This window comes from Francisella sp. AG1 (assembly GCF_057683165.1).
In genome coordinates this window covers 1,848,372-1,866,334 of record NZ_CM173135.1, presented here as the reverse complement: position 1 = coordinate 1,866,334, position 17,963 = coordinate 1,848,372, and the positions used below count along the sequence as shown (strand labels likewise).

Sequence of the window (17,963 nt, the reverse complement as noted above, 5' to 3'; positions counted from 1 at the left end):
GGTAAATCTAAAGTAAAGGAGTATTGTATGTTTGATTTTAATGACTCAATGGTTTCAAGTGCCATAATCAAAGTGGTTGGTGTTGGTGGTGGTGGCGGTAATGCCGTCCAGCATATGTGTGAAGAAGTTACGGATGTGGAATTTTTTGCACTAAATACAGATGGCCAAGCATTATCAAAATCAAAAGTTCAAAATGTATTACAAATAGGTACAAATCTCACTAAGGGCTTAGGTGCTGGTGCAAATCCAGAAGTTGGTAAAAGAGCAGCCACTGAGGATAGAGCTAAAATTGAGCAACTTTTAGAAGGTGCTGATATGGTTTTTATCACTGCTGGTATGGGTGGTGGAACAGGTACTGGTGGAGCACCTGTAGTTGCTGAGGTAGCAAAAGAAATGGGTATTCTTACAGTAGCTGTAGTTACTAAACCTTTCCCTTTTGAAGGTCCAAGAAGAATGAAAGCTGCTGAATATGGTATCGATGAGCTTACCCAACATGTTGATTCTATTATTACAGTACCTAATGAGAAGCTTTTAAGCGTACTTGGTAAAGGTGCATCTCTTTTAGATGCATTTAATGCTGCAAATGATGTGCTAGGCAATGCTGTAAAGGGTGTTTCAGAGCTTATTACTAAGCCTGGCCTTATTAACGTCGACTTTGCTGATGTAAGGGCTGTAATGACTGATATGGGTTTAGCTATGATGGGTATGGGCGAGGCTACTGGTGAAAATAGAGCAAGAGAGGCAGCAGAGGCAGCTATATCAAGCCCACTATTAGAGGATATTAACCTAGATGGTGCTAGAGGTGTGATTGTAAATATTACGGCTGGTATGGATATGTCTATTGGTGAGTTTGAAGAGGTTGGTGAGGTAATTCGATCATTTATTTCCGATGAAGCTATCGTTATAGCTGGTACTGTTATTGATCCAGACGTGTCTGACTCAATGAAAGTAACAGTAGTTGTAACAGGTATTGAAAAAGTTGCTATGAAAAAAGGCTTTGGTGTTGAAAAGACATCCTCAAGTCAGCAACAAAGTTCAGTTGGTTATTCAAATAAACCATCTACTCCATTCTTAAGAAAAGAGACAGAAGTTGTAACAAATTCAAATAATGGATCAAAAACTGATTCTGACTCAACTAATAAATCAGATATTCCAAGCTTCTTAAGAAGAAGATAGTAAGTCTAAAGTTATTCTGTATGTAATATGTGTCTTCATTAATTGAAGACCAGAGAAGTTTACAGAATTAAAAATTCTTTGGGAAATATTGAAGATTATATATTCTAAGATTTATTTACAATATTAAGATAAAGAGTAAAGAGATAAATTATGAATCAAAAAACTATTTCAAGAAATTTTTCTGTAACAGGGGTTGGTTTACATTCTGGTATAGATGTTTCAATGACTGTTAAGCCTGCTGATATAAATACTGGAATAGTTTTCCGTCGAGCAGATTTAAACCCTTCAGTGGATATTAAAGTTAACCCATCTAATATCAAGGAGGCTGTTATGTGTACTCTTTTGACAAAAGATGGGGACCAGAATTTGGCAGTATCAACAATTGAGCATTTAATGTCTGCTTTTGCTATGTTTGAAGTAGATAATGTGCTTATTGAAGTTAATTCTCCAGAGCTTCCAGTAATGGATGGCAGTTCTTATGAGTTTACGCAGCTTTTAACAGAAGTTGGTGTTTCTGAACAAAATTCTGTTAGGAAAGGCATAAGGATTCTAAAACCAGTAAGAGTAGCGTATGAAGATAAGTTTGCTGAAGTTTTGCCAAGTGATGTGCTTAAGTATGAGTTCAAGATTGAGTGGAATCACCCAGTAATAGCAGCTACAAATGATCATATTTTATTTGAATATGATCTTGATGAATATATTAAGATGATATCAAAAGCGCGTACTTTTGGTTTTTATGAGCAGTTAGCATATCTACATCAAAATAATTTAGCAAAAGGTGCTTCTCTTGATAATGCGGTTGGTATTTCAAATGAGGGCGTCCTTAATGAAGGTGGTTTACGCTATGATGATGAGTTTGTACGACATAAACTTTTAGATGCGATAGGAGATTTCTATGTTGGTGGCTATATTCTAGGACATTTCAACTGTTTTAAGTCTGGTCACACTCTTAATAATAAGCTTTTACATGCTATTTTTGCTGATAAAAAAGCATGGGAATATATTTAGTTTATAAATCAGATTAGTCTGTTAGATAGATGTTTTCGTCTTTAATATCTATCCCTAAGTTTTCCTTAATTAATTGTACATTTTCATCTTCAAATATTTTATTTACTGCATTCTCACGCTTTATTTCAGCTGGAGATTTTTGGTTAGTAGAAGCAGCATTGATAGGCAGATTCTTTATGACTAATGTGAAGCCAGTATTATTTAAATGCTGTCCTATATTTGCTTGTAGCTTGGCTATGCTTTGAGGGTCAAGATCAAGAATTTTTTTAGCATCATCATTTAATTGTAATACAAAATTATCTCCATTATCTTTTAGAAGGTGGCTGTTAAAAGCAAGAGTTTTTGTGAAACCTTTAAGTTTTATTCTACTTAATACATTAAACCATTTCTTATCTAAAGATTTTTCTTTTAATCCTAGCTGATCAATAACCTCTTCTTTAGCTTTGGGTATGTTAATAGCTTTAGATACAGAAGAAGCTTGTTTTTTGTCAGGCGTAATGAAAGTTTGCTTAAGTTGGGATATATCATTTTTAGTAGTCTGAGATAAGCTAGGTGCAGTAGGTTTTGTTTTACTTTCAGCTAAGTTTTTTTTTTGAAAAGCTATTAGTCTAAGGATAGACATAGTCACACCTGTTTCAAAATTTGGTGCTAAAGCAATATCTTTTTTAGCCGAAATCGTTAGCTGGTAAAGAAAATGGGCTTGTTCAACTGATATTTTTGCTAAGATCTTCTTAATAAGATCAATGTCGATATCATTAATAGCATCTAGTGATTGTGTGAAGCTGTAAATACAGCATGCAAACCAAATCTCTGCAATTCTATCTAGTACGGCAGTAGCGTTGTTTTCTGATAATGTAAGGTTTTTAACTGCAGGTAGTATTGCGTTAGGATCATTATCAATGACAGCATTGATGATATTATAAACTTCTTCGCTATCGATGATACCAAGCATTTGTTTGATTTGGGTTTGTATAAGTTCACCACTACAGAAACTAATGGCTTGATCAAGTAAACTAAGTGCATCTCTGAGGCTGCCTTTAGCATGATAAGCGATGTATTCTAAAGACTGTTCATCAAAATTGATGTTTTCATGCGATAGAACATCTTTAAGTTGAGCTTTAATGTCTACTTGGGAAATATGCTTAAGATGAAGTTGAATGCACCTGGAAAGTATAGTGACTGGTATTTTATGATAATCGGTTGTTGCTAGTATAAACTTTACATACTCAGGAGGTTCTTCTAAAGTTTTTAGTAAAGCGTTGAAACTTTGTTTAGAAAGCATGTGTACTTCATCTATTAAATATACTTTATAGCGACCCTGTGAAGGCATATATTGGACGTTATCAAGAATTTCTTTTGTTTCTTCAACACCAGTGCGAGATGCAGCATCAATTTCTATAAGATCTATAAAACTATTATTATTAATTGCTGTACAATTTTCACATTTATTACAAGGATCAGCTGTTATACCTGTTTTACAGTTTAGACACTTTGCAAGTAACCTACCTAGGGTGGTCTTACCTACTCCACGAGTCCCTGTAAACAAATAAGCATGATGGACTTTTTGCGTTTCTAAAGCATGTATTAAACTTTTAAGAGCATGTTGTTGGCCAGCAACTTCTGAGAATGATTGAGGTCTATATTTTCTTGCTAATGCTTGATATGACATTTATAAATATTTTATTAAAAATCCTATGTTAAATAATAGCAGAGTTATGCAAAAAGGATAAGGTGTTATTTGTTGATTATATATTTGAAGCTTAAAATATTTCATGGAATATGTGTGGTTTATTTTTGAATAGCGTAATTAGCTGGCTTTTATTTAGTAGGTATATATAAATAATATAATGTCATTCAAAAGAATTTGTATTGTAAGCTGTAAAAATATAAAATCTATACACAAAATTTATACTAATAAAAATCTAAAAATGGAATCTATAAACTATAAGGTTTTGTTAAAAGAACTAACGGCCCGTATTGAATCTCTACGGGAGTATCTTTGACTATGATGTTAAAAAAGAAAAGTTAATTGAAGTTTTGATGGAGCTAGAAGATGGCTCTATTTGGGATAATCCTGAGTATGCTCAAAATCTTGGTAAGCAAAAAACTGAGTTGGAAAATGTTGTAAATGGTTGTGAGCATATAAGTGAGACTTTAGAGACACTTTCAGAACTGTTTGAGTATGCGGAAGAAGATGAGCATTTAAAGCAAGAAATTATTAGTGATATTCAGGATATAACCTTAGAGATTGAGAAGCTAGAGTTTCGTAGGATGTTCTCTGGTGAAATGGATATAAGTAATGCATTTCTTGATATTCAGGCAGGATCTGGTGGCACCGAAGCGCAGGATTGGGCTGAAATGTTAATGCGGATGTATATGCGCTGGGCTGATAGTCATGGTTTTAAAGTGATGGTTGATAATATTTCAGATGGTGATGTTGCAGGAATAAAAGGTTGTACTCTAAAAATTGAAGGCGAATATGCTTATGGATGGTTACGCACTGAGACAGGTATCCATAGACTAGTTAGAAAATCTCCCTTTGATTCAAATAGTAAGCGTCATACCTCATTTGCATCGGCATTTATCTCTCCTGAGGTAGATGATAATATTGATATAGAAATCAATCCTGCAGATCTTAGAGTAGATACTTATAGGGCTTCTGGTGCTGGTGGACAGCATGTTAATAAAACTGATTCTGCTGTTAGAATAACGCATGTACCAACAAGTATTGTTGTCCAGAGTCAAAGTGATAGATCACAGCATAAAAATAGAGATAGTGCAATGAAGCAACTTAAGTCAAGACTCTATGAAATGGAATTACAAAAGCGAAGTGCTGATAAAAGTGCTCTTGAAGATACAAAAGCAGATATTGGTTGGGGTAGTCAGATTCGTTCTTATGTTTTAGATCAGTCGCGCATTAAGGATTTGCGGACGGGTGTAGAAAATACTAATACTCAAGCAGTATTGGATGGTGATTTAGATAAATTTATAGAAGCAAGCTTGAAGAGTGGGTTATAATTTTAACTTAATAGATATAGTTATATCTTACTGCATGGATGGTAAATAGAAGGTTTTAAAAAAAATGAGTAGTAAATTAAAAGATTTAATAAAAACATCAATAAAAGAATATTTGGATACTAATGAGATTACTCTTAAGGATGCTGTTAGAGGTAAAATTAGAGAGCAGGTTAGTAATTCACTTGAGCATATTCAAGAAATAGATGATATTGCAAAAGAAAAAATCAGAATGTTTGTGAAAAAGCATATAACAGATATGCAAGAAAGCTCTCAAATGACTTTACGTAAAGAAAAATTACAAACTCTAGCAGAGCAAAATAATGGTATTAGTCACCCAAATAGTTTTAGAAGAAATACTATAGCTACAGATTTGCAGAATAAGTATGCAGAATATACAAAGCAAGATTTAGAAAACTTAAATGAAAAAAATCAATATAATGTTACCGGTAGAGTAGTTTTACGTCGTGTGATGGGTAAAGCATCATTTATTACGCTCCAAGATTATTCAGGTCGCGTCCAGGTTTATCTAAAAAAGAGCGATCTTCCAGAAGGACAGTATAATACTTTTAAAAATCTTTGTGATTTGGGAGATATCGTAGGCGTTTCAGGAACTATGTTTAAAACAAATACAGGAGAACTATCAGTAGAGGCTAACCATTTTGAGATTTTGACAAAATCTATTCGTCCATTGCCAGATAAATACCATGGTTTGTCAGATCAAGAAACTAGATATCGCCAACGATATGTTGATTTAATCACAAATGAAAAAGCACGTGAAGTTTTTAAAGTGCGTTCAAAAGTAGTTAGTTTTATTCGTAATTATTTTGATAATATCGATTTTATGGAAGTAGAGACTCCAATGATGCATGTTTTGCAAGGTGGTGCTGCAGCTAAACCATTCACAACTCATCATAATGCACTAGATATGCCATTATACCTACGTATTGCTCCAGAGCTTTATTTGAAAAGGCTTGTTGTAGGAGGTTTTGAACGAGTTTATGAGATAAATCGTAATTTTAGGAATGAAGGAGTCTCATCTCGTCATAATCCTGAATTTACAATGCTTGAGTTTTATATGGCTTATGCTGATTATAATGATTTGATGGATCTAACAGAAGATATGCTATCTAGACTTGTAATGGATGTTACAGGTTCACAAGAGCTTGAGTATGGTGAGTATAAAATCAATTTTGGTGGTAAGTATGAGCGTATATCAATGGTGGATGCTATTGTTAAGCATAATGAGAGTATCTTAAAAGATGATTTGGCTGATTTTGAAAAAGCTAAGGCTATTGCTGAAAATTTAAAAATAAAAGTTGAGCCATTTTATGAGCTTGGACATCTTATCAATGAAATATTTGAAGAAACAGCTGAAGATAAGCTTATTCAGCCAACATTTATTACAGATTATCCTGCAGTAGTGTCACCATTAGCTCGTCGTCAAGATGGTAATCCAGAGTTTACGGATAGATTTGAGTTCTTTATCGGTGCTCGTGAGATTGCAAATGGTTTCTCTGAGTTAAATGATGCAGAAGATCAAGCTAACAGGTTCAGAAAACAAGTTGAAGCAGCTGCATCGGGAGATGATGAGGCTATGCCTTATGACAAAGATTATATTAGGGCGTTAGAGTATGGTATGCCACCAACAGCTGGTCAAGGCATTGGCATCGATAGATTAGTGATGTACTTAACAAATTCACAATCAATTAGAGATGTGATTTTATTTCCACATATGAAACCTGAGTAATAAAAAATGTTAAAAGATATCTTAAGTTCAATTTTTGAAAATGTATATAATCCAGAGATTGACTCTCAACAATACATCGAAAAAATTGTTAGCCGTGATTATAAGTAGACTGTCGATGGCCATAAACTTAATTATGATGAGTTTATTCAACATATAAACAAACAGCGTCAAGTGGTTAAAGATGTACGTTTTGAATATATTTTTTTGGCTGAAGAAGGAAATGTGGTCGCATCATTACATAGGGTCTATACAACTAAGATTGCCAATAATCAGTCTCTTATTGCTGAAGTGCATGCTTTTTTTGAGTTTGCTGATGGTAAGCTAATTTTATGTGATGAGCGTACTAGGATTATTCAAGGTTCGAAAGAAGATCAGGATTTAGGGCGTAGGAAATAAAAGGAAAATTATGTCAAAGGATATTGTCAGTCATGGCATATTTTCTAGCTATGATAAGGCTGTTGCTAAAATAAAATCGATAAGCATTTGAGTAAGCTTTTAGTTGAGCTAGAAGGATGTCCATTTGGGAGGTTTTTAGTACAAAATAAAGCTAATTATTTTAATGATTTTGGGTATAAGATTATTACTAAGCCGCTAGCATTTGTAGCTACTCAGTTTAGATCTTTGGTTTTCAAAAAAAATGTTACTGACTTAAAAGATAATTCTTATGTGATGTCTGCACCAGCTAGCCTACTACCAGAGTTTACTAAAGACTTGATTTTAGTTAGCTAAGAATTTTAGAATTGATGCTTATGATCTTGATTCTAGATGTATAGATCAGACTGAGCTATCAAGGTTGACAAATATTGAGTATATTATTGCAGATATGTTTAAAATAGATATTAAAAATCAATATGATGCTGTAGTAAGTAATGGACTTAATATTTATCTTGAGTCTGATGAAAAAGTATCTGAATTTTATAATATTATTGCAAAAAGTCTTAATCCAAGAGGGATTTTTTAAAAAAACTTTAATATTGTATTTATCCAGTTACTCTATCAAGCAGCTCGACAATGCAAGTATTGTTATTTGCTCGGGCATCATCTATTGGTTTTCTATCCCATCGATCTTTAGGGTTAATATTTGCATTTTTACGAATTAGGTATTTTACTACATCTTCATGGCCCTCTGCAGCAGCTAGATGAAGAGCTGTTCTTTTATCATAATCTCCTTTATTTATATCTACTCCTAAAGCTATAGTTCTTTTTACTTCGGAGATATCCCCTGTGCTAGCAGCCCAAATTAGCTCAAAAGTTAAATTTGAATCAACTAGCGTTTTATTCTCAAGAGGATTTAATTTATCACTACGTGTTACATGATCATAGTTATGAAAGCTGAACTTCTCAACTAGTCTTTTACTGAACTCTACACCCTTGACAGAGTTATGGTTAGAGTCTAGTTTAGGTGAAAATATAGCAAAGCCACCAACATTAGGAATTGCAATGACTAGTGATCCAGATACACCAGATTTTGCTGGTAAACCAACTGAAAAAGCATACTCGCCTGAGAAATCATACATACCGCAAGAGTACATCATTGAGAGGCTATTTCTAATAGTGGTTGGGGAAAATATTGTTTTGTTGGTTAGTGGGCAAATGCCTCCATTTGCAAGTGAAGACATTATTTTCGACATTTTTTTTGCATTAATTTGGATAGAGCAAGTTTGGAAATAAAAATCTAAAGATGTGTGTATATCTGTCCCTGTAGGAAAAGCTCCTACCTCTTGCATGAAATGAGCAAGTGCATAATTTCTATTGGCAGTTTCTTTTTCAGAGTGATAAACGGCATTATCAAAACCAATACTATCTCCACCAGCAAGATCTTTCCAAACTTGGGTAATATACTCAAATCTATCAGCAAGATTCCATTCCGGTTTGATTAGTGAGCATGTCATAATAGCTCCAGAATTAATCATCGGGTTGTGAGGTAAATCATATTTGTTTAGAGCAATAGCATTAAAAGTGATACCGCTGGGTTCTCGTCCAACATGACTATGAACTTTATTTTCACCATTTAGCTCGGTTGCTATAGAGTATGTTATAACTTTTGCTGTTGATTGGACACAGTATGGTTCTAGATAGTCACCTAAGGTAATCATTTGACCATCAACACTACAAAAGGCAACAGCAAAAAGTTCGGAGTTAACTCTTGCTAGTTGGGGGATATAATTGGCATTTTCACCGTATACATTTTTTTTTGTTTCGTTATAGATTTCTTCAATTTCTTTTTTAAATTCTTTAAAATCTGGAATTATAAATCCTTTATTAATGGATTTTTCGATAAGACCAATGCTTTCGGGAGTGATTTCTTGAAATGTCTCAAAGTTTATTTTATCAATTCGTGATAGCTTATTAAGTTTTATCATTAATTTAGTAATGCGAGGATCATCAGAAGATATTCCAGATTCATTTAAGATGTTAATAATATCCGTTTTAGTCATAAAACCATTTTTATCACAAATAGCATTAAAGATATTTTTATAGTGATCTTCACCGATTGAATAGCTTTTTATCATTTTTATTTTCATGTTTTGTGATATTTCTAAGCAAGTATTTAGTATATTTTACAGAAAAAGAAGGAGATTTAATATAGCTTGAATTTTGGTGGTTAGGGTTTTAGCCAATTGTTGCTTTAGCTAGTGTGATTGCTACTAAATATGGATCAGAGTTTGCTCCTGGTCTTCTATCTTCGAAGTATCCATATCCTTTCAGTACAACAGGTCTAGGGATTCTAATAGAGCAGCCTCTATCTGCTTCACCGACAGTGAAAGTATCAATATCGCTAGTTTCATAATCACCAGTTAATCTTTCGTGTAGGCCATGACCATAGTCAGATATATTTTGCTTATGGCTTTTTTCAAGGTTTTTGATAATTCTTTGTATTTCAGCTTTACCAGTTGAAGCATCTCTAGTACCCTTAGTAGAGAAATTTGTGTGCATTCCAGCACCATTCCAGTTACCTTTTATTGGTTTATTATCAAATGAAATAACTATATCATACTCTTCACCTAACCTTTCTAACAGCCATCTTGCTAAGTGAACATGGTCAGATATGTTTAATATGCCGGCATCTTCATTATCTACACCTCTAGGACCAATTTGGAATTCCCATTGGCCTGGCATTACTTCAGCATTGATTCCATAAAATAAAATTCCAGCTTCAAGGCAAGCTCGCATATGATCTTCTACTAAGTCACGACCAAAGGCTTTTTTTGCTCCTGCACTGCAGTAATATGGACCTTGAGGACCAGGGAAGCCAGTTGTTGGCCAACCTAATGGGCGATTATCTTGGAACATTGTATATTCCTGTTCAAATCCTGCCCACATCTGGTGGTCACTTGAACTTTCAAGTATTGCTCTTAGTTTTGCTCTATTGTTTGTTTTGTGTGGAGTCTTACCATCAGGGTTAAAAACTTCACATAATACGATGTAACCACAGTTTCTTAATGGATCAATTATGAAGTTGACAGGTTTAATTATGCAGTCTGAATTATCTCCAGTAGCCTGATTTGTAGAAGAACCATCAAAATTCCACTCCGGAAAATCTTCTAGAGAGATTGCTTCTTTATAAGGTAATACTCTTGTCTTTGATCTTAATTCAGGTACAGGATCTGTTCCATCAATCCAGATATATTCTGCTGTTACTATCTTCATATATTAAATCTCTTCCTTGGTTGTAGTTGCAGTATAATGATATCAATTAAGAATAAAAAGTAAATATTTTAGATGGTTAAAATAAGTGATTATTAAGTGTTTGAATATTAATTTAATATGTTAAAAACTATTTCGTTAAGATTAAGTTTAATATTTCCTTTTTTTGCACCCTTGATATATAAGTCAGTTTCAAGACATTTACTTAAGTTATTGGAAATTTTAGCTGCGCTGATTTTATTTGCTAAGCTGGAGTAGAATTTTTGTTTAGATGGCCAAATATTATTGTCTTTAAATATTTTTTGATGATAAGTTGGTTGAGTGTTTCTTAATTGAGAAAGTATTCTTAATTCTCTTTTTAAAGCCCATAAGACTAAAGGGGGCTTATCATTCTCATTTAGAATACTATTTAATATTTTTAATGCTTTAGCCTTTTGTTGAAATAAGATAGCCTCAGAAAGATCAAATATATCAAAGTTAGAGTGTTCATGTAAATATGGGCGAATTGAGTTTTCATCAAAGCTTTGATCATTTTGCCGAGATAGTAGCTTTAGAATTTGTTTTGCAGCTATTAAATTCCCTTCAGTTTTTTGTGCTAAAAGTTGAGAGGCTTCTTTTGTTAAATTTAAACCTATTTCTCTAGTTTCGTGGTTTATTATATTGATAGCATTATTGAGATTTGGTTGGAAAATACGAATATGTATAGCCTTATTTTCAAGTTTTTGAAACCATTTGGTAGAAATATTTTGTTTTTTCATGCCGTTAAAAATAAGCAGGTATATGTTTTCATCCTCACCAAGAGGTTTTTCTAATAGAGCTTGCTGGAGCTTTTTTTGAGGTGGTTTTTCAAAGTTAAATTGGATTAATTTATCCATAGTGAATAAGCTTAAGCTATCTATTTCATTATATAAAACGTCTATGTTTTGCTCAGTTAGATCGTGTTGGATTATTTCATAGTTTTTAGTTTTGAAGTTATTTGTTATTTTTTCAATAATATTATGCTTTTGTAGAGGTTCATCACCAGTTACAATAAAAAGCTTGTGGTTTGAGAGATCTTCTTTTTGTACTAAGTCAAAATAGTTTATTTCCATAATATTAAGAATTTTTTATTATTTTTAAGAACAATAATCAGTTTACTATATTGTTTAAGTATAGGGAAAGTTAATATCAATTTTAGTAATAATTGTAAGGGCTTTTTTCCAGTATGCACTATAAAGTTATAGTTAATCTGATAATATTGTGCTAAAGACGTGAGTAATAGCATCAGATAAATTATCAAAAGAATTATTTACTTTTCTTAAAATTCTTTTAAAATTGGCCCAAATTTTTTCTATAGGATTTAAATCAGGAGAATAAGCAGGAAGGTATAGTATCTGTATATCAAACTTCTCTGCTATTTTAGCCAATTTAGGAGACTTATGAAAACTAGCATTATCCATAACAACAGTAGTCTTTGGAATTAACTCAGGATATAAATGCTCTTCAAACCACTGATTAAAAATTTGAGTATCTGTATATCCAGTATACTCTAGCGGTGCTATAATCTTCTTTTCTAAATAGTTATAACCAGCAACTATACTTTTTCTCTGAGTTTGATAAGCAATAACTTCACCATAGCTAGGTTTACCAACAAGAGACCATCCTCTTAGTACAGACTGTTTATTATCCATACCCATTTCATCTAAATATACAAGTTTGTTAGGTTCAATAGTCTCAACAACCTCTATAAAACTTTGCCTATCTTGTTCTTTTCTTTGCTTATATAGTTAATCCGATAGTTATTTGACAATAATGTTATAATATTTAGAAAAAATGTCATCATATAGCCAAGATTTCAGAGATATCGTAATAACCAAATATAAAGAAGGCCTAACAGACAAAGAGCTAAGTAATTTTTTTAATATAGATATCCGTACTACTAGATCTTGGATAAACTTATACGAGACAACTGGTGATTATAAATCTAAGCAAGGCTTGGGTTGCGGTAGAGTAGCAACCTTTACAGATAAGGAAGCGATAGAAAGCTACTTAAGAACATATCCAGATGCAATGGCTTTAGATATTAGAGAAGCATTAGCTCCTGAAATACCTAGAAGCACATTTTATGATTGTCTTACCAGACTTGGTTTTAGTTTTAAAAAAAGACACCTAAATATAAGCAAAGAAAAGAACAAGATAGGCAAAGTTTTATAGAGGTTGTTGAGACTATTGAACCTAACAAACTTGTATATTTAGATGAAATGGGTATGGATAATAAACAGTCTGTACTAAGAGGATGGTCTCTTGTTGGTAAACCTAGCTATGGTGAAGTTATTGCTTATCAAACTCAGAGAAAAAGTATAGTTGCTGGTTATAACTATTTAGAAAAGAAGATTATAGCACCGCTAGAGTATACTGGATATACAGATACTATACCTTCCTGCTTATTCTCCTGATTTAAATCCTATAGAAAAAATTTGGGCCAATTTTAAAAGAATTTTAAGAAAAGTAAATAATTCTTTTGATAATTTATCTGATGCTATTACTCACGTCTTTAGCACAATATTATCAGATTAACTATATTTAGGTGTCTTTTTTTAAAACTAAAACCAAGTCTGGTAAGACAATCATAAAATGTGCTTCTAGGTATTTCAGGAGCTAATGCTTCTCTAATATCTAAAGCCATTGCATCTGGATATGTTCTTAAGTAGCTTTCTATCGCTTCCTTATCTGTAAAGGTTGCTACTCTACCGCAACCCAAGCCTTGCTTAGATTTATAATCACCAGTTGTCTCGTATAAGTTTATCCAAGATCTAGTAGTACGGATATCTATATTAAAAAAATTACTTAGCTCTTTGTCTGTTAGGCCTTCTTTATATTTAGTTATTACGATATCTCTGAAATCTTGGCTATATGATGACATTTTTTCTAAATATTATAACATTATTGTCAAATAACTATCGGATTAACTATACAGAAGTATGTCGAATTATTGTTGGGGTTATTACTGTTGTTACGGTGATTTATTTTTTTACTAAACTTTTCCAGCAAGAAGCTCATGAACAAAAAAGAATGTTTGTAGCCTTAATACTTATAATTCAAGGGGTGATTTTCTTTGTTTTATATCAGCAAATGCCAACTTCACTAAACTTTTTTGCAGTGAATAATGTAGATACGCATTTTCTTGGAATGACGTTGCAACCAGAGCAATGGCAGGTACTTAATCCTTTAGTTATTGTTACAGTGTCACCGGCATTATCTGTGTTGTATCGTAAATTTCCAGGCACGCACGTTACTAAATTTTGTATTGGTATGACACTCTGTGCTTTAGCTTTTTTAATATTATATCTACCTCAATTTACTACTACTACAGGTATAGTTTCCGGTTGGTGGATGGTTGCTAGCTATTTCTTCCAGTCTACAGGTGAACTTTTGATTTCTGCATTAGGATTGGCTATGGTTGTTGAATTATTTCCTCGTAAAATGAGTGGTTTTGCATCAGGAATGTGGTTGTTGTCAAGTATGGTAGCAGGACCTATTGGTGGTGTGGTTGGTGCTTTAACAGCACCTGCTGCAGGTGAAAAATTTACCAAACTTGAAAGTATAGCAGTCTATGGACATGTATTTTGGATGTTAGGTATCTTTGTTGCAATTGTTGCTGCTATTATGTGGCTATCACGTGGATGGCTTAATAGAATAATTGAAAGTACTCATGTCTCGATGAACCAGGATTTACATAATCCGTTTGAAGAGTATTTAAATAAAGGCCAAGAAGTCTAAATATATTATTTCTAATAACTTTGCTATTGTGACAAGGTTAGTTTTATCTGTTAAAATACTATAAGTTTATATTACTTAGTATTGATTAAATGTCTTTAAATGATTATTTATCTGGTTTAAATGTTCAGCAGCAACAAGCTGTTGTTCTTGAAGACCGTAATTCTTTGATTTTAGCTGGTGCAGGCAGTGGTAAGACAAAAGTCCTGACATCACGCATAGCTTATTTATGTCTTGATAAAGGTGTTGCAGTTGATAATATACTAGCAGTTACATTTACAAATAAGGCAGCTAAAGAAATCCATCATCGTGTTGGATCTATGTTAGGTATGTCAACTTTTGGGATGTGGCTTGGGACATTTCACGGTTTAGCGCATAGATTGCTACGTAAACATGCTCATGAACTAGACCTTGATAAGAATTTTAGGATTTTAGATCAGGATGAGCAGGCTCAGTTAATCAAGAAAGTTATTAAGAGTTTAGATCTTGATGATAAAAAGTATCCACCTAAGTTGCTACAGAGCTTTATAAATAAACAAAAAGATAAAGCTATACGAAGTAGTAAGTTAGCTAAGCAGTATGATATGAATTATAGTTATATTTATACAGCTTATGAGAAAAGATTACAGTTAGATAATGCCCTAGATTTTGCAGATTTACTTTTATATTTATATGAGTTGTTTTTGTTAAATAAGCAGCTTAGAGAGTATTATCAGGACTTATTTAAGTATATTCTGGTTGATGAATTTCAAGATACAAACCATGTTCAATATTTATGGCTTAAGCTTTTAGTTACAGAGAAAAACTGTATGATGGTTGTTGGTGATGATGATCAATCGATATATGGTTGGCGTGGCGCAGTAGTTGATAATATTCATAATTATGTTAAAGATTTAAGTGATGTTGAAGTTATAAAATTAGAGCAAAACTATCGTTCAACAAAAAATATTCTAAATGCAGCGAATTCTGTTATAAAAAAAAATAATAATAGAATGTCAAAAGAACTATGGTCTGCAGCTGAAGAAGGAGATAAGGTAGAGGCCTATTGTGCTGTAAATGAGCGTGATGAAGCAAAATATATTATCGAAAAAATTCGTAAGCTACATTCAGAAGGAATTAGCTTTAATGACATTGCAATTTTATATAGATCTAACTATTTGTCGCGTGTATTAGAGGAGAGTTGTATTTATGCAGGTATCCCTTATAGGATATATGGAGGATTTAAATTTTTTGATAGAGCGGAGATTAAAGATGCTTTAGCATATCTAAGGTTAGCAGTTACAAATAATGATAATCTTGCATTTGAGAGAATTATAAATACACCAACAAGAGGTATTGGCAATAAAACATTAGATATTATACGTAATTTTGCGCATATAAATTCAGTATCATATTACCAGGCTATAATTGAAGTTGTTCAAAGAGAGCTCGTAACCAAAAGAACAATGGGACTTCTTTTAAAATTTATTGAATTAGTTAATAATATATCTCAACAGGCTTCGGAATTGAGTTTGGACAAGCTTTTGGAGTTTGTGATTAATCAGAGTGGTTTATTATCTTCATATGAAGAAAAAAATACTGAAAAAGATCGTCAAAAAATTGATAACCTAAAAGAGTTAATCAGTGCAGCTAAAGATTTTGAGCCACAGACAGAGCTTCTTGATGATAATGTTGATATTTTACAGGATTTTTTATCTTTTGCAGTTTTAGAAGCAGGAGATATGCAGGCTGATGAGGCTGTTGATAGTGTGCAGTTAATGACTATCCATGCTTCAAAAGGTTTAGAATTTAAATACGTTTTTATAGTAGCTGCAGAAGAGGGGGTTTTCCCTCCTAGTTCCGTTATAAATGCAGAAGAAACTTTTGATAGTACTTCTTCAAAACAGCTTCAAGAAAAATTAGCTGAAGAAAGAAGATTATTTTATGTAGCAATAACTAGAGCTATGAAAGCTTTAACTATAAGTTATGCTCAAGTACGTAATATATTTGGTCGTAGTAGCTTTCAAGTTAAATCACGGTTTTTGAATGAAATAGATTCTCAGCATCTTAAAGAAGTAAAGAAAGGCCTTTCAACAGTAGCAACAAGATCTAGGATAAACCAGAAATCTAAATTTGGAATGTCTCCTTTTGATTTTCTTAAATCAAATAATTCTAAAAATAATGATTTTAGACCTGGAGATAAAGTCTTCCATAAAGTCTTTGGCAAAGGGCTATTTATTAAAGCTCAAGCCCAGGGGAATAAGGAGTTTTACACTGTTGATTTTGGCGTGGATGTTGGGCAAAAAATACTTTTGGCAGATATTGCAAATCTTGTTAAAATTTAATATTTTTGGCCATACTTCTTTGAATGATAAGAGCTAAAAATAGGACGATTATAAAAGTTATTGTTATGCTTGTTTTTGCTTCAGTATTGAAGAAATTTCCTAAATCTATAGACATTCCAACACCTAGTTGTCCAATTTCTATAATTAAGGTGATTAGCATGTTTGTAATAGCCATACCTACTGCTGCAAAGTTTTTGGAACATATTTTGTTAAAATAATACCATACCAGCACCTGAGAGGCTGAAAATGCGCCAAACATAAAAGTTAGGATTAGATTATTATTTTTAAATAAGCCTAAACTAATTAATATACTTACTATAGAGATGCCTATTGTTGATAAAGTTATGATGTTTTTTCCAGATATATGGTTGCTAAGAGTGGTTATTATTGGCGAGAAAATAACCCATCCAAAAAAAATTGAGGTGATAAGTGTAGTTGCAATGATATTGTTAAGTCCGTAAGTTTGCTTAAAGTATAGTACGCCATATTGAGAGGTGAGAATAACTGTGGGTGTATAGAGTAATCCCGCCCAAATTGCATTTTTCCAGATAGCTTTGTTTTTTATAAGCTGTTTTCCACTTTTAACTATTTCATTTAAGTTTGGCATTAATGATACTTGGTGTTTTTCTTTGGGTATGGCTAACTGAAAAAGTATCGCTAAAGGTAAGGCGATTATTCCTGAAAAAATAAAAATATTTACCCATGATGTCACATAGTGAGAAATTATAACACTAATGTTTTGTGAAAATGCAGCTGCAAGAGTGCCTAATGAAATAACAAGACTGGTGATTAATGGAAAATATTTAGAGTCAAAATTTTCAAGAGTTAATTTCAAAACTCCAATAAATGCGAAAGATGACCCTAAGCCAACGATTAACCTGCCGATTAGAGCAAGATTATATCCACCTAACACAAACACTACGTTGCCAGCACCACATAATAATATTGCAACTATCAGGACTTTTTTGCTTCCGAATCTATCTAGCAATATTCCAGCAGGTATTTGCATTAAAAGATAAGTTATATTATAGCTAGAAATTAAAAAAGAAAACCCAATATGAGTGGAAATCTGGAAGTGGTCAACTATTTGTTCCTGATATGCACCAGTTAGTATTCTCAGGAAAAATTCATAGCAATAAAAAATGATTCCAACGAAGAGAATTAAAGAGAGTTTTAATTTATGCATATTAGAAAAAAGTTTTTTTGTTACTTAGTTAATGTATAACTTTGTGGAAGAAATGTCGAATTAACTTTATCTAATATCTGCCATATTTGTTACTTTATGA

General features: G+C 32.6%; 13 protein-coding genes and 4 pseudogenes. 10 read left to right on the top strand and 7 right to left on the bottom strand.

Annotated elements, in window-relative coordinates:
- Window positions 1–27: 27 nt before the first annotated feature.
- On the top strand, window positions 28–1,176 hold the full coding sequence (ftsZ, locus tag ACR0PV_RS09715) for a cell division protein FtsZ (RefSeq protein WP_488172875.1): 1,149 nt from the start codon (window positions 28–30) through the stop codon (window positions 1,174–1,176).
- Between the two features lie 147 nt (window positions 1,177–1,323).
- Entirely contained in the window at window positions 1,324–2,184 is an 861-nt protein-coding gene (gene lpxC / locus ACR0PV_RS09710) for a UDP-3-O-acyl-N-acetylglucosamine deacetylase (protein WP_488173994.1), read from the top strand.
- Window positions 2,185–2,197: 13 nt separating this feature from the next.
- Here lpxC and dnaX read toward each other — a convergent pair whose 3' ends face one another.
- The gene (gene dnaX, locus ACR0PV_RS09705) at window positions 2,198–3,853 is read right to left on the bottom strand and encodes a DNA polymerase III subunit gamma/tau (RefSeq protein ID WP_488172874.1); all 1,656 of its coding nucleotides are present in this window, start codon (window positions 3,851–3,853) and stop codon (window positions 2,198–2,200) included.
- Between the two features lie 259 nt (window positions 3,854–4,112).
- Here dnaX and prfB point away from each other — a divergent pair.
- From prfB to ACR0PV_RS09680, 5 genes are all read left to right on the top strand, one after another.
- Window positions 4,113–5,202 (top strand): peptide chain release factor 2 gene (gene prfB, locus ACR0PV_RS09700; protein WP_488172873.1). Its coding sequence is split into 2 segments (ribosomal slippage): window positions 4,113–4,184 and window positions 4,186–5,202, totalling 1,089 coding nucleotides; the frame shifts between segments, so codons are not numbered across the junction.
- 64 nt (window positions 5,203–5,266) lie between these two features.
- A complete protein-coding gene (lysS, locus tag ACR0PV_RS09695) occupies window positions 5,267–6,949 on the top strand; it encodes a lysine--tRNA ligase (protein WP_488172872.1) in 1,683 nt (560 codons plus the stop codon).
- Window positions 6,950–7,093: 144 nt separating this feature from the next.
- Window positions 7,094–7,345, top strand: a complete 252-nt coding sequence (locus ACR0PV_RS09690; protein WP_488173993.1) for a nuclear transport factor 2 family protein — start codon at window positions 7,094–7,096, stop codon at window positions 7,343–7,345.
- An 87-nt stretch (window positions 7,346–7,432) separates the two neighbouring features.
- On the top strand, window positions 7,433–7,678 hold the full coding sequence (locus ACR0PV_RS09685; protein ID WP_488172871.1) for a hypothetical protein: 246 nt from the start codon (window positions 7,433–7,435) through the stop codon (window positions 7,676–7,678).
- Window positions 7,679–7,772: 94 nt separating this feature from the next.
- On the top strand, window positions 7,773–7,910 hold the full coding sequence (locus tag ACR0PV_RS09680) for a hypothetical protein (RefSeq protein ID WP_488172870.1): 138 nt from the start codon (window positions 7,773–7,775) through the stop codon (window positions 7,908–7,910).
- Between the two features lie 19 nt (window positions 7,911–7,929).
- On the opposite strand, the gene glsA is transcribed toward ACR0PV_RS09680, so the two are convergent.
- The 4 genes and pseudogenes from glsA to ACR0PV_RS09660 form a co-directional block, all read right to left on the bottom strand.
- Entirely contained in the window at window positions 7,930–9,474 is a 1,545-nt protein-coding gene (glsA, locus tag ACR0PV_RS09675) for a glutaminase A (RefSeq protein ID WP_488172869.1), read from the bottom strand.
- 88 nt (window positions 9,475–9,562) lie between these two features.
- Window positions 9,563–10,600 carry a glutamine synthetase beta-grasp domain-containing protein gene (locus ACR0PV_RS09670; RefSeq protein ID WP_488172868.1) on the bottom strand — a complete coding sequence of 346 codons (1,038 nt, stop codon included), beginning with the start codon at window positions 10,598–10,600 and terminating at the stop codon, window positions 9,563–9,565.
- Window positions 10,601–10,707: 107 nt separating this feature from the next.
- Window positions 10,708–11,688: a DNA polymerase III subunit delta gene (gene holA, locus ACR0PV_RS09665; RefSeq protein ID WP_488172867.1), complete on the bottom strand. Its 981-nt coding sequence runs from the start codon at window positions 11,686–11,688 to the stop codon at window positions 10,708–10,710.
- A 132-nt stretch (window positions 11,689–11,820) separates the two neighbouring features.
- Window positions 11,821–12,360, bottom strand: a pseudogene (locus ACR0PV_RS09660) (IS630 family transposase); the annotation flags it as partial.
- Between the two features lie 49 nt (window positions 12,361–12,409).
- Here ACR0PV_RS09660 and ACR0PV_RS09655 point away from each other — a divergent pair.
- Window positions 12,410–13,153: pseudogene (locus tag ACR0PV_RS09655) on the top strand (transposase).
- Window positions 13,154–13,166: 13 nt separating this feature from the next.
- On the opposite strand, the pseudogene ACR0PV_RS09650 reads toward ACR0PV_RS09655, so the two are convergent.
- Window positions 13,167–13,499: pseudogene (locus ACR0PV_RS09650) on the bottom strand (IS630 family transposase); the annotation flags it as partial.
- 50 nt (window positions 13,500–13,549) lie between these two features.
- Here ACR0PV_RS09650 and ACR0PV_RS09645 point away from each other — a divergent pair.
- Window positions 13,550–14,356: pseudogene (locus tag ACR0PV_RS09645) on the top strand (oligopeptide:H+ symporter); the annotation flags it as partial.
- Window positions 14,357–14,445: 89 nt separating this feature from the next.
- On the top strand, window positions 14,446–16,677 hold the full coding sequence (locus tag ACR0PV_RS09640) for a UvrD-helicase domain-containing protein (protein ID WP_488172866.1): 2,232 nt from the start codon (window positions 14,446–14,448) through the stop codon (window positions 16,675–16,677).
- On the opposite strand, the gene ACR0PV_RS09635 is transcribed toward ACR0PV_RS09640, so the two are convergent.
- On the bottom strand, window positions 16,667–17,863 hold the full coding sequence (locus tag ACR0PV_RS09635; RefSeq protein WP_488172865.1) for an MFS transporter: 1,197 nt from the start codon (window positions 17,861–17,863) through the stop codon (window positions 16,667–16,669). The two genes, ACR0PV_RS09640 and ACR0PV_RS09635, sit on opposite strands and share 11 nt — an antisense overlap.
- Between the last annotated feature and the right edge of the window lie 100 nt (window positions 17,864–17,963).

Coding starts and splice junctions, on each gene's coding strand:
- holA (WP_488172867.1), bottom strand. CDS start 11,688: ATGGAAATAAACTATTTTGACTTAGTACAAAAAGAAGATCTCTCAAAC.
- ftsZ (WP_488172875.1), top strand. CDS start 28: ATGTTTGATTTTAATGACTCAATGGTTTCAAGTGCCATAATCAAAGTG.
- ACR0PV_RS09670 (WP_488172868.1), bottom strand. CDS start 10,600: ATGAAGATAGTAACAGCAGAATATATCTGGATTGATGGAACAGATCCT.
- ACR0PV_RS09640 (WP_488172866.1), top strand. CDS start 14,446: ATGTCTTTAAATGATTATTTATCTGGTTTAAATGTTCAGCAGCAACAA.
- glsA (WP_488172869.1), bottom strand. CDS start 9,474: ATGAAAATAAAAATGATAAAAAGCTATTCAATCGGTGAAGATCACTAT.
- dnaX (WP_488172874.1), bottom strand. CDS start 3,853: ATGTCATATCAAGCATTAGCAAGAAAATATAGACCTCAATCATTCTCA.
- ACR0PV_RS09680 (WP_488172870.1), top strand. CDS start 7,773: ATGTTTAAAATAGATATTAAAAATCAATATGATGCTGTAGTAAGTAAT.
- ACR0PV_RS09635 (WP_488172865.1), bottom strand. CDS start 17,863: ATGCATAAATTAAAACTCTCTTTAATTCTCTTCGTTGGAATCATTTTT.
- lysS (WP_488172872.1), top strand. CDS start 5,267: ATGAGTAGTAAATTAAAAGATTTAATAAAAACATCAATAAAAGAATAT.